At 67.8% G+C, this 12,020-nt stretch carries 15 protein-coding genes; 14 read left to right on the forward strand and 1 reads right to left on the reverse strand.

The genetic code is table 11. The features are described 5' to 3' along the window. Positions 1 to 14: 14 nt before the first annotated feature. On the reverse strand, positions 15 to 1,250 hold the full coding sequence (locus tag HHL10_RS18260; protein WP_169161837.1) for an ISL3 family transposase: 1,236 nt from the start codon (positions 1,248 to 1,250) through the stop codon (positions 15 to 17). Positions 1,251 to 1,388: 138 nt separating this feature from the next. Here HHL10_RS18260 and HHL10_RS18265 point away from each other — a divergent pair, with 138 nt between their 5' ends. The 14 genes from HHL10_RS18265 to HHL10_RS18330 all read left to right on the forward strand — a co-directional run bounded on the left by HHL10_RS18265 (position 1,389) and on the right by HHL10_RS18330 (position 12,017). Beyond that, positions 1,389 to 1,688, forward strand: coding sequence for a copper-binding protein (locus HHL10_RS18265; protein ID WP_169161838.1), 300 nt, complete (start codon positions 1,389 to 1,391; stop codon positions 1,686 to 1,688). A 234-nt stretch (positions 1,689 to 1,922) separates the two neighbouring features. Continuing rightward, positions 1,923 to 3,401: a M20 family peptidase gene (locus HHL10_RS18270; RefSeq protein WP_169161839.1), complete on the forward strand. Its 1,479-nt coding sequence runs from the start codon at positions 1,923 to 1,925 to the stop codon at positions 3,399 to 3,401. A 296-nt stretch (positions 3,402 to 3,697) separates the two neighbouring features. Then, positions 3,698 to 4,246, forward strand: coding sequence for a Cu(I)-responsive transcriptional regulator (gene cueR, locus HHL10_RS18275; RefSeq protein WP_169161840.1), 549 nt, complete (start codon positions 3,698 to 3,700; stop codon positions 4,244 to 4,246). A 70-nt stretch (positions 4,247 to 4,316) separates the two neighbouring features. Beyond that, positions 4,317 to 4,688, forward strand: coding sequence for a hypothetical protein (locus HHL10_RS18280; RefSeq protein ID WP_205833109.1), 372 nt, complete (start codon positions 4,317 to 4,319; stop codon positions 4,686 to 4,688). A 135-nt stretch (positions 4,689 to 4,823) separates the two neighbouring features. Beyond that, complete coding sequence (locus HHL10_RS18285) at positions 4,824 to 5,144, forward strand: hypothetical protein (protein WP_169161842.1); 321 nt, start codon at positions 4,824 to 4,826, stop codon at positions 5,142 to 5,144. Continuing rightward, complete coding sequence (locus tag HHL10_RS18290; protein ID WP_169161843.1) at positions 5,141 to 6,607, forward strand: TolC family protein; 1,467 nt, start codon at positions 5,141 to 5,143, stop codon at positions 6,605 to 6,607. The genes HHL10_RS18285 and HHL10_RS18290 overlap by 4 nt, the downstream gene beginning before the upstream one ends. A gap of 33 nt (positions 6,608 to 6,640) precedes the next feature. Then, a complete protein-coding gene (locus HHL10_RS18295; protein WP_169161844.1) occupies positions 6,641 to 8,044 on the forward strand; it encodes a multicopper oxidase family protein in 1,404 nt (467 codons plus the stop codon). Between the two features lie 26 nt (positions 8,045 to 8,070). Next, positions 8,071 to 8,583, forward strand: a complete 513-nt coding sequence (locus HHL10_RS18300) for a cupredoxin domain-containing protein (RefSeq protein WP_169161845.1) — start codon at positions 8,071 to 8,073, stop codon at positions 8,581 to 8,583. Then, entirely contained in the window at positions 8,580 to 9,035 is a 456-nt protein-coding gene (locus HHL10_RS18305; RefSeq protein WP_169161846.1) for a DUF411 domain-containing protein, read from the forward strand. Before HHL10_RS18300 ends, HHL10_RS18305 begins: the two co-directional genes overlap by 4 nt. A gap of 12 nt (positions 9,036 to 9,047) precedes the next feature. After that, on the forward strand, positions 9,048 to 9,401 hold the full coding sequence (locus HHL10_RS18310; RefSeq protein WP_169161847.1) for a copper-binding protein: 354 nt from the start codon (positions 9,048 to 9,050) through the stop codon (positions 9,399 to 9,401). 342 nt (positions 9,402 to 9,743) lie between these two features. Further along, positions 9,744 to 10,415, forward strand: coding sequence for a DUF305 domain-containing protein (locus HHL10_RS18315; protein ID WP_169161848.1), 672 nt, complete (start codon positions 9,744 to 9,746; stop codon positions 10,413 to 10,415). A 109-nt stretch (positions 10,416 to 10,524) separates the two neighbouring features. Beyond that, entirely contained in the window at positions 10,525 to 10,983 is a 459-nt protein-coding gene (locus HHL10_RS18320) for a hypothetical protein (RefSeq protein ID WP_169161849.1), read from the forward strand. 135 nt (positions 10,984 to 11,118) lie between these two features. Continuing rightward, on the forward strand, positions 11,119 to 11,622 hold the full coding sequence (locus HHL10_RS18325) for a hypothetical protein (RefSeq protein WP_169161850.1): 504 nt from the start codon (positions 11,119 to 11,121) through the stop codon (positions 11,620 to 11,622). Positions 11,623 to 11,738: 116 nt separating this feature from the next. Next, positions 11,739 to 12,017 (forward strand): DUF2933 domain-containing protein, encoded by a 279-nt coding sequence (locus tag HHL10_RS18330; protein WP_205833110.1) that lies wholly within the window; start codon positions 11,739 to 11,741, stop codon positions 12,015 to 12,017. The last annotated feature ends 3 nt before the right edge of the window (positions 12,018 to 12,020 follow it).

The raw sequence follows: 12,020 nt of genomic DNA on the forward strand, positions 1-12,020 counted from the left end.
GGCTCTGATGAATTTCAAGTGGGTTGCCGGGCATGAGGGTTGACCGCGCTGAAGTCCAGCTTGCCGGCGATCAGGAAGATCACGGTCTTGATGGTGGCCATGCGGGTGAAGCCCCGGGCGCGGCGCTTGGCGGCCTGGAACAGGCCGTTGAGGGCCTCCAGGAAGCCGTTGGTCTGGCGGGTCTGCGCCCAGGCCACGATGCCTTCCAAGTGGCGGCGCACGAGGGTAGCCACGGCCTTCATGGGCTCGACCTTGGAGCGCATCACGCAGCGGCACCAATGCAGCAGCATGGCGCGCACGACATTGATCTGTTTGCGCTCCAGGATCTCGCGCAGCTGCTCCTTGTAGACCCAGGCTCGCGCGGTGCGCATGCTCGCCATCCGGGCGATCAGGGCGTCGAGCTCAGCGACGGCCTCGGGCTTGAGGCTGTCGCGGTCCTTGAGCAGCGACCAGCGCATGCCCTTGAGAGACTTGTCGCTGCGCTGCTCGATGCGCCGCATCTTGTCCACCGCGGCGTTGGCGTGCCAGACGACGTGGAATTTGTCGAACGTGATGCGCGCGTTGGGCAACTGCTCGCCCACGCCCTTGATGAACGCGGGCGACATGTCGATGCTCACCGATTCGATCTGCTCGGGCGGGCAGCCGTGCTCAGCGAGCTCGGCAGCGATCGTGGCAATGGCCTTGGCATCGCGCCCGGCGGTCACGCTGAGCACGCGGCGCTTGACGGCATCGGCCGCCAGTGTGATGTAGTCGTGGCCGCGAGCACGAGAGGTCTCGTCGATGGCCAGCGCGGTGACTTCGCGGAAGTCGGCTTCAGCCAGCGCCAGCGCGACGTATCGCCGACAAATTGCCATTACCCGGTGCGGCGAGATGCCCACGATGCGCGCCACGGCGGCAAACGGCATCTCAGGCGCGAGCATCAGCACCAAGGCTTCGAACAGAAGTGTGAAGCCCGACAGGCGGCCGGCAAACGGCGGCTTGACCAACTGCACCGAGCCGTCAGGCAGCTTCACCCGCGGCGTGCGCACCTGCAGCAGGCACTCGTGCTGGAAGAAGTTCAAGTGCCGATAGGTCTTGGTGACGGTGTCGTGGACCGGATGCTCGCCAAGTACGCCCTCGACAGCGAAGCGAGAGCCCACGGCGAAGTCGATGGCCACCGTCAACACCTTGGCCGCCTCATCGAACTGCACACCCGTGACGGACCACGGTGCAGTGATTCCCAGAGCAGCTTCGAACAACCGGTCGTGCATCTCAAACGTTCTGATCGTTATGGTCAAGGCGTCAGCATGCCGCATCGGCCATGGCTGCCAGCCCCAAAGCCGGCAAGTCAACCCACTCAGAATTCAAGAGAGGCCGATTTTTCAACCTCGCCTCGATGGAGACACATCATGAAGCGCATCTTCTCTACCCTCACGGTCGCGCTGGCGTTCAGCATTCCCGCTGTGGTCCAGGCCGCCCCCTCGCCCGACATGGCCGACGGCGAAGTGCGCAAGGTTGACAAGGACGCGGCCAAGCTCACGCTCAAGCATGGCGAGATCAAGAGCCTGGACATGCCGCCGATGACGATGGTCTTCATCGCCAAGGACAAGGCCATGCTCGAGAAGGTCAAGGCTGGCGACAGGGTGACGTTCAAGGCGGCCAACGAGGGCGGGAAGCTGATGGTGACTGACATCGCCGTGGCCCCGTAGTGCTGCGCGGGGCCGCCCATCGATAGCGGCCTGATTCCCTCGCAGCCGGGCCCACCGCGGGGGCCCGGCGGGCCTGCGTCAAGGACCCTTCTGCCTTGAACCACCACGCAATGGCGGCTCGCCGGGCAGGACGCCGGGGAGCTTGAGGCCGGCCTGCACAGCTTGTGGCAACCACTTGCTGCACCTTGGGGCACGACCCGGGGAGGCTGCGGACTTCTTGAAAAAGGAATCGCCATGACCGCAAGAAGACTGCTGCTTGCCGTGCTGTCCGCGCTGGCGCTGCTGGTGCTTGTCGTGCTTGCAAACACCTATCGCAAGGGCACGAGGCAGCTCGATGTCCACCCCGTCACGCATGCCAGGGTCGACGGCGTGGCCGCCGCACAGCGGCTGGCCGGTGCGGTGCGTCTGCGCACGATCTCCCACGACGATGCCCGGGAGAGCTCCGCTGCCGAGTTCACCAAGCTCCATGCGTACTTGCGAGCTGCTTTCCCATTGACGCACCGGACGCTCAAACGCGAGATCGTGGGCGGCTACAGCCTTCTCTACACATGGCAGGGTACTGACCCGGGAGCCAAGGCCATCATGCTGATGGCGCACCAGGACGTGGTGCCGATAGCTGACGGAACCGAGAAGGACTGGGAGGTCGATCCTTTCGCCGGCACCATCAAGGACGGCTTCATCTGGGGGCGTGGGTCGTGGGACGACAAGGGCAACTTGCTCTCCATGCTGGAAGCCATCGAATCGCTGCTGGGGCAGGGTTTCCAACCGAAGCAGACGATCTATCTCGTCGCTGGGCATGATGAGGAGGTCGGCGGCGAGCGCGGGGCCAAGAGAATTGCCGAGCTGCTGGCCTCCCGGTCGGTGCGGCTCGACTTCGTGATGGACGAGGGCACGCTGATCACCGACGGCATCATCAAGGGACTCGACAAGCCGGTAGCCCTCATCGGCGTGGCTGAGAAGGGCATCCTGACTCTGGCTGTCTCGGCGCACGACGAGCCGGGGCATGCCTCCATGCCGCCGAGGGACACCGCCATCGGCATGCTCAGCGTCGCCCTCGCCCGGTTGGAGCAAAACCAGATGCCCGCCGCCATCAGCGGGGTCGCGGCAGAGATGTTCGACACGCTGGCGCCGGAGATGCAAGGCGTCAACCGGGTCCTGCTGTCGAACCTGTGGCTGTTCGGTCCGCTGGTGAAGAAGGAGCTGGAGAGGAGCCGGAGCTCGAACGCCTTCACCCGCACCACGACCGCGCTGACCGTGGTGCGCTCCGGCAACAAGGTAAACGTCGTTCCGGCGCACGCCGAGGCCTATGTCAACTTCCGCCTGCTGCCCGGCGACAGCCAGGAGCAAGTGATTCAGCATGCACGGGACGTGATTGCCAACCCGGCGGTTGAAGTGCGCCGCACGGGAGCGGCGTCAGAGGCATCGTCCGTCTCCAGTACCAGCGCCGCCTCGTATCGCCTCATGAGCCGGACCATCCGTGAGATCTTCCCCGGCACGGTGGTCGTGCCGGGCCTGATGGTGGCGGCCACCGATTCCCGACACATGCTGCCGCTGGCTGACCACGTCTACCGGTTTTCCCCGGTGCGCGCCACCGAGCGGGACCTTTCCCGTTTCCACGGCACCAATGAGCGGCTCTCGATAGAGAGCTACTCGCAAATGATCGCCTTCTATCACCGCCTGATCTCGTCGGCCGGGCAGTCCACTCAGCCCTGAATCCGTAGCGCAGCGCTGGATAAGCGCGGACGCGGTAACCGCGTGACTGCTCGGGGCCCGATGGTTGCCGGCCCGTGGCGACAGCTGTCCCTCGCCGCAGTACCCCGGTTGGTTCGCATGCGCGCCGTCGAAGAGTTGGCAGCGCTGGCCGGGGACCGCACCCGGACTAGGGCAAGACCGGCGCAAGCCGCAGCCCGCCATCTTGTGGGCATGGATACTTGACCTTGACACTGTGGCAAGGTTGAGACTCCGGCCCACCTGATCAACCGTCCCCGGAGAAAACCATGACACGCTCCATGAACATCGGCGAGGCCGCTGAAGCTGCTGGCGTGTCCGCGAAGATGATCCGGCACTACGAGCAGATCGGCCTGCTGCCGGCTGCCAGGCGAACCGAATCGGGCTACCGGCAGTACGCGGAGCACGACGTCTCGGTGTTGCGCTTCATCCGGCAGTCACGCCGGCTCGGCTTCTCGATGCAGCAGATCTCGGAGCTGCTCGGTCTTTGGAGCAATTCCCGGCGCTCCAGCAGGCAGGTGAAGGATCTCGCGCTGAAGCATATCGCCGACCTGGAGCAGAAGATGCGCGAGATGGCCGCCATGAAGCAGGATCTGGAGCGCCTGGCTGCATCCTGTCGGGGTGATGATCTCCCGGACTGCACGATCATCGAGGGCCTTGCGTCCCACAACCCGCCACCGCCCGTGCAGCAAGTCAAAGGCAATCCAGCGCACAACAAAGACCGCACCAGGCAACCCGGGCCCAAGGTGCATGCAGCCGCAGCAGCATCGAGCAGTGACCTCCTCGTCGCGTGGACGCACCAGGCGCACGCTGGGCATGTTGGACACTGAAGCGGCCAAGCTGCTCCTGACACGGATCATCTAGACTCTCGATATGTGGCGTGTTTTCCGGATCGCGATGATGTGGCTGCTGGCCGTCGCGCTGCCCCTGCAGGGCAGCGTCGCGGCCACGCTGCGCGTGTGCGGTCCCGGGCATGAGCGCATGGCGGTGGTGATGGCCCATGTGGCACACGACCACGCCTCGCATCACCACGACGATGCGCCGGCCTTCTCGCACGACGAGGCCAGCTCCGCCACCCAGGACCTCCACAAGAACGCTCAGCACACGTGCAGCGCCTGCGCGGCCTGCTGTGTCACGGCGGCGTTGCCTGCCGACACGCTGCGCTTCGAAGCGGCCATCGGTGCCGCCGGGCCTCCACCCGCCTTCCTTCCCAGTCCCGCGGCTTTCCTGACCGACGGCCCGGACCGTCCCCCCCGATCCCTGCTCGCCTGACGCGCCCCCGGCGCGGGTGAGAGCGCGGCCTCCTCAAGGAGGTGCGTCGCTCATGGCCCGCCGTCGATTACGTCACTCGCCCTGCCGGCCGCCTTGCCGCAGCCGGTACCGGGCCTCGCTGTAGCGAGCAGTTCCATGAAATCGATCACCCGCACCGTCGCACTGGCGGTGCTCATCGTCGCCCCGGTGCTTGCCGCGGCACAGGGCAGCGCCACGCCCGCGGCGCCGCAATCCGTCTACCGCTCCGCCTTCGAGGGCTACCGCCCCTTCGCTGACGAGCCGGTGCGCTCCTGGCGCGAAACCAACGACACCGTCGGCCGCATCGGCGGCTGGAAAACCTATGCGCGCGAGGCGCAGTCCGGCGACGCCCGAGCTGCTGCTGCCGGCGCCAGCGCACCCGCAGCCGCTGCCACGGGCGGCGCCCATTCGAACCACCACGCCCCGGCCAAGCCATGACGACGCGGTCCACACAGAACAACAACGTCGTGCGCGCCTGGCCGCGCAAGCGCCTGGCCGCTGCCGTGCTGGCGCTGCTCGCGCTCGGCGGCTGCGCCAGCACGGCCGTGCAGCAGAACCTGGGCGCGGCCCAGGAGGTCGCCAGCCAGCAGCTGGGCACGCAGCTCAAGTGGCTCGACTCCGAGGAAGCGCGGCAGCAGGCCCGTGCCGAGGTGGACCGCCTGCTGCAGCAGCCGCTCTCCGGCGACGACGCGGTGCGCATTGCGCTGGCTTACAGCCCGGCGTTGCAGACGCTGCTCTCCGAGGCCGCCGCCTCGTCGCTGAATGTGACGCAGTCGGCGCGGCTGCCCAATCCGGTCTTCGCCTTCGAGCGCGCCGTGCGCGGCAGTGGCGACCATCGGGAGCTGGAGCTCGGCCGTGCCCTGAGCTTCTCGCTGCTGGACGTGTTGCTGCTGCCGGCACGCTCGCGCATCGCCACCGCGCAACAGCAGCAGATCCGCCTGCGCATGGCCGGCGACGTGGTCCAGGCGGCCACGCAGGCGCGCCAGGCGTGGGTGCGCGCCGTGGCGGCTGCCCAGGCCCAAGTCTACTTCGAGCAGGTCAAGGAAACCGCGGACGCGGGCGCCGAGCTCGCGCGCCGCATGCAGTCCGCCGGCAACTTCAACCGCCTGCAGCGTGCCCGTGAGCAGGTCTTCAGCGCCGAGGCGGTGGCCCAGCTGGCGCGCGCGCGGCAGGAGGCGCAGGCCAGTCGCGAGGCGCTCGTGCGCGCCCTGGGGCTCAATGAGGCCCAGGCCCAGGCGCTGAAGCTGCCCGAGCGGCTGCCCGACCTGCCCGCCGCGCCGCGCGACGAGCAAGGCGTGATGAAGGCCGCGCTCGACCAGCGCCTGGACGTGCGCCAAGCGCGCGCGGAACTGGAAACCTCCGCCCGGGAGCAGGGGCTCACCACGGTCACCAGCGTGCTCGACCATGTGGAGCTGGGTGTCATGCGCAACAGCGAGACCGGCGAGCCGCACCAGCGCGGCATCGAGCTCGCGCTGCCGCTGCCCATCTTCAACGTCGGCGACGCAACGCGAGGTGCCGCCCAGGCCCGCTACATGGCCGCAGTCAACCGCACGGCACAGCTGGCCGTGGACGCTGCCTCGCAGGTGCGCGAGAACTACGGCGCGTACCGCACCGCCTACGACCTGGCGCGCCACTGGCGCGACGAGATCGTGCCCCTGCGCAAGACCATCTCCGACGAGAACCTGCTTCGCTACAACGGGATGCTCATCGGCGTCTTCGAGCTGCTGGCCGACGCGCGAGACCAGGTCGCCGCCGTGGCCCAGGCCCTCAACACCCAACGCGACTTCTGGCTCGCCGACGCGGCGCTGCAGGCGGCGCTCATCGGGCGCCCGGTTGCCGCGGGCATTTCCTTGCAAGCCGCGCCGGCCGCGACCGGCGGCGGCAGCGAAGGCGGCCACTGACGGCCCAAGCCAACGACATTTCTGGAGTTCTCCATGACGACGAATCGACGTCGCTTCCTCGCCGGATCGGCGGCCGTGGCCGCCGCCTCGGTGAGCAAGGTGGCCATGGCCGCCTTGCCTGAGCCTGTGATCCAGACCAAGCCTGACACCATGCCGCCGCTGGTGCCGGGCACCGGCCGCCCCTACAACCCCGTGGTCACGCTCAACGGCTGGACCTTGCCCTGGCGCATGAAGGGCGGCGTCAAGGAATTTCACCTGGTGGCCGAGCCGGTGGTGCGCGAGATGGCACCGGGCTTCAAGGCGCACCTGTGGGGCTACAACGGCCAGTCGCCTGGACCCACCATCGAGGTGGTCGAGGGCGACCGGGTGCGCATCTTCGTGACCAACAAGCTGCCCGAGCACACCAGCGTCCACTGGCACGGCCAGCGCCTGCCCAATGGCATGGATGGCGTCACGGGCCTGACGCAGCCCGGCATCCCGCCGGGCAAGACCTTCGTCTACGAGTTCGTGGCGCGGCGCCCCGGCACCTTCATGTACCACCCGCACGCCGACGAGATGACGCAGATGGCCATGGGGATGATGGGCTTCTGGGTCACGCATCCCAGGACGAAGCACCCGCTCATCGACGAGGCGGACCGGGACTTCTGCTTCCTGCTCTCGGCCTACGACATCGATCCGGGCAGCTACACGCCGCGGATCATGACGATGCTGGACTTCAACCTGTGGACGTGGAACAGCCGCGTCTTCCCCGGCATCGACTCGCTCAACGTGCGCAAGAACGACCGGGTGCGCATCCGCATTGGCAACCTCACGATGACGAACCACCCGATGCACATCCACGGGCACGAGTTCGCCATCACCGGCACCGACGGCGGCCCCACGCCGCGCAGCACGCGCTGGCAGGAGGTGACCACCGACATCGGCGTGGGCCAGATGCGCCAGCTGGAGTTCATCGCCGACGAGGAAGGCGACTGGGCGTTCCACTGCCACAAGAGCCACCACACCATGAACGCCATGGGGCACAACGTGCCCACGATGATCGGCGTGGACCACAGCGGCATTGCACGCCAGGTCAACAAGCTCATCCCCGAGTACATGGTCATGGGCGAGCGCGGCATGTCGGACATGGCCGAGATGACCATGCCGCTGCCCGACAACACGGTGCCAATGATGACCGGCGAGGGGCCGTTTGGCGGCGTCGAGATGGGCGGCATGTTCAGCGTCATCAAGGTGCGCCGCGACCTGCAAGCCGGCGACTACTCGGACCCGGGCTGGTTCAAGCACCCGGCAGGCACCGTGGCCTACGAGTGGACCGGCGCACTGGCCGAGCCCGCGCGCTCCAGCGACGCCGGCCGCAGCGCGATGCCCCGGGCTGACAAGGCCGCGGCACCGACCGAGGTCCAGGTGCGCAAGCCCGCCGGCCACAGCGGCCACTGATGACAGAAATCCACGAAGCAGTACCCATGAAGACATACCACCGAACCCTTTCAGGCGCCGCCCTGGCGCTGGCCTTGTGGGCTGGCCTGGCCTGGAGCCCGGCGCAGGCGCACGGCGACCAGGACCACGCCAAGAGCGCCGGTCCCGTGCACAAGGAACAGAAGGACTGGGGCATCGCCGGTGAGGCGCGCGACGCCCGCCGCACCATCGAGGTCGCCATGGGTGACGACATGCGCTTTGCACCCAGCGCCATCAAGGTGCGCCAGGGCGAGACCGTGCGCTTCGTCATCCGCAACCGCGGCCAGTTGATGCACGAGTTTGTCATCGGCACCGAGCAGGCCAACGCCGAGCACGCCGCGCTGATGGTCAAGTTCCCCGACATGGAGCACGACGAGCCCTACATGGCGCACGTCGCGCCGGGCAAGCGCTCCGACATGGTCTGGACCTTCAACCGCCCGGGCACGTTCCAGTTTGCCTGCCTGATCGCCGGCCACTACCAGTCCGGCATGGTGGGCACCATCGAGGTGACATCACGATGAAAACGCAACGACGCCGACTCCTGCTGGCGCTGGCCGCGCTGCCCGTTGCTTCACTGGCGCACGCCGCCGGCGCGCCGCTGGTGGAGGTCTGGAAGAGCCCGACCTGCGGCTGCTGCAAGGACTGGATCACGCACCTGGAAGCCAACGGCTTTCGCACGAAGGTGCACGACAGCGGCAACACCGCGATGCGCAGCCGCTTGGGCGTCGACGTGAAGTACGGCTCCTGCCACACGGCCCTCGTGGGCGGCTACGCCATCGAGGGCCACGTCCCTGCGCGCGAGATCCAGCGCCTGCTCAAGGAGCGCCCCGTGGCCATCGGCCTGGCCGTGCCCGGCATGCCCGTGGGGTCGCCCGGCATGGACGGCCCGGACTACGGCGGCCAGAAGGACCCCTACGACGTGGTGCTGCTGCGCAAGGACGGCACGGCCGCCACCTACCAGACTTATCGCTGAAAGAAAAACATCATGAACAAGAATCTGCTTCTCGCCGCGCTGCTGGCCTGCGCCGGCATCCTGCCCGTGGCGGCCCAGACCTCCGAGGCCGACCACGCGGCACACCACCCGGCCGGTGCCTCGGCTGCCGCGCCAGCCGCCGCTGACATGACCGAGGGCGAGGTGCGCCGCATCGACAAGGCGGGCGCCAAGATCACCCTCAAGCACGGCGACATCAAGAACCTCGACATGCCGCCCATGACCATGGTGTTCCAGGTCAAGGACGCCGCGCTCCTTGACACGGTGAAGGTGGGCGACAAGGTGCGCTTCCAGGCCCAGAGGGAGGGCGGCGCTTTCGTGGTGACGCAGTTGCAGCCCGGCCAGTAAGGCGGGGTGGCCGGACGACTGCGCCAGTGGCCCGGCCCCCCGTCCGGGCCGCGCGACATGCATTGGAGGACAGAAGAAGCGGCGATCTCTTCGGATGTTCGTTGGTAAAGGCGCCACGCCGGTATGCCGTGCCAGGCTCGATTTGAGCTGGCAGGGAAGGTTGCGGATGCAATCAGCGTCTTGAGCAGGGAACGTGCATTGCTGCGGGCGGCTGGTGATCCGGCAAGTGCCCGTCGCCGGCACTGATGGCGACGCCTCCCCCTTGCAGCGAAAGGTCCTTCCATGAAGCCTCATGCCCCGACGCGCAGCTCCACTGCGCGCCACTGTTTGACCGCGGCGGCCTTGGCAGTATCGCTGCCGGTGCAGCCCCTTCACGCCCAGGAGGGCTCTCCCGGCCGCGGCCTGGCCGCCGGGTTCGAGATCGATTTCCTGAAGTCGATCATCGACCACCATTACTCGGCGCTGCGCATGTCGGAGCTCGCCGCCGGCACGGACACGACGCGCAACGCCGAGCTGGGCCGCTACGCCGAGGGCACCTCGCCGACGCCCGGGACCGCCGCCACGCCCGCCAAGGCCCGGTCGGGCAGCATCCGCTCCATGGCGCGCACGGAGAACCGCATGCAGCGCGAGGAGATCGCCCATGCCCAGATGTTCCTCAAGAACTGGTACGGCCAGACGCACGAGCCGCAGCTCGACGACATGGGGCGGCGCCAGATCCAGCTGCTGGAGTCCACGTCGGCCGGGGCCGAGTTCGACCACGCGTTTCTTGAGACGATGGCGCGTCACCACTACATGGCTGTTACGATGGCAACAGCCTGCCTGGTGGCCGCGGACATCAAGCACAAGGCGCTGCACCGTTACTGCTCGGGCATTCAGCACAACCAGCTCAACGGCATCGAGGAGATGCGCGACATGCTGTGCCACCACTTTGAGATTTGTGACTACCAGCCGCTGCGCGGCCTCAGGGGGCAGCACACCGGTAACGACAGCGAGCAAGGCTCGCCCAGCAATTGATCACTCCTGCGTCGCACCCGGACGTGCCTTGACGTATCTCAATCTGGGATTGCGGGTGCTACGTAGGATCAAAGCGTTCTGACAACGCGCCCCGCCTGCCGCGCCATCCATGCGCCTTACGTTCCGGCCCACCCTGAATCGCCTCATCGCCCGGCTGATGTGCTGGGTGATGCTGTTCGGGTGGCTGGCCGGTGCCGCCAACGCCTGCGTACTGCAAGCCCCTTTGACTGCCACGGCGGCACATGCCGCCGCGCATGAGCATGCGGCAGGTGAGGCTGTCCACCATCATCACCACGAAGCGACCGGCATCGCGCACGGTCACGGCGCCTTCGACGCTGAGGCGGCGCCAGGACAAGAGGCATGCAAGAGCCTGTGCGACAGCGAGCAAAGCGCCGTCGCCAAGGCCAGCACGGGTGACGTGCTCTCGCTGGCCTGCCCCGCGGCGGCCACGCCCGGCTCGTGTCTGATCCTGCCGGCGCTCGCTGTGGCACGCGTGCCGCGCCCTGATGCCTGCACCCTGCCGGCGCCGCCGCCCATACCCATCGCGTTCCTGCGGCTCACGATCTAGAGCCGGTCCCTGCCAGCCCGCCTGAGCACGCCATCACGGACCGTGCCCGGCGGGCTGCGCGTCCTGGCCCTGCACGACAGCGCGTCGGCGCAGGCGCCCGATGTCTCGTCCCTACCACCTCGGAGAATCCACACCATGGCACGTCGCCCCCTGGTCATCACGGCCGTCCTGGCCGCCTTCTCGCTCGGTGCTTGCGCCCAGCTCAAGCCCGATGAACACGCCGCGCACCATCCCGAAGGCGCTTCCGCACCCGCGGCGTCTGCCCCGGCGGCGGCACCGGCGGTGGGGGGCACCGGACAAGCCGGCCCGGTGGACTCGACGAGCCAGATGGCCCGCATGGAGCAGCACATGAAGGCCATGCGCGAGATGCACGAGAAGATGGCCCGCGCGAGTACGCCCAAGGAGCGGGAGGCGCTGATGCCCGAGCACATGAAACTCATGCAGGAGGGCATGGCCATGATGTCCAGCATGCGCCCCGGCGCGGGCATGGGCGGCATGGGGATGATGGGCGGCGCCACGACGCCTGCCGACCCGGCCGCGCGCATGCAGATGATGGAAAAGCGCATGGACATGATGCAGTCCATGATGGAGATGATGATGGACCGCATGCCGGTCACACCCTCCGCCAGCAAGCCCTGACACGGTATCCCCCCGGCAACGCGCGGCGTGTGCCGGGGCTTGACCTTCCCATGATGGGAAGCTCTATGGTCCCTGTGCAGCCGGCCTCGCGCCGACGCCATCAAGGAGAACACCGCATGGACACCTCTCATCACCACGGCACCTCGGCCGAAGGGCGTGACAACGGCACCCGGCGCAGCCCGTGGACCACGGTCGTCGTCATGCTGCTGCTCATCGGCGGCTTCTACCTGCTGCGCGAGCACTGGGGCCACGTGGCGGGGTACTGGCCGTACCTGCTGCTGCTTGCATGCCCGCTGATGCACCTGTTCCACGGGCATGGTGGGCACGGCGGCCACGGCCACCACGGCGGGGGGCCGCGAAACGAAGACGGCTCTGCGTCGAAGCGGGACTGGTGAGGC

Origin of the sequence: Azohydromonas caseinilytica, assembly GCF_012927045.1 — a bacterium.
Classification (GTDB): Bacteria; Pseudomonadota; Gammaproteobacteria; order Burkholderiales; family Burkholderiaceae_C; genus Azohydromonas; species Azohydromonas caseinilytica.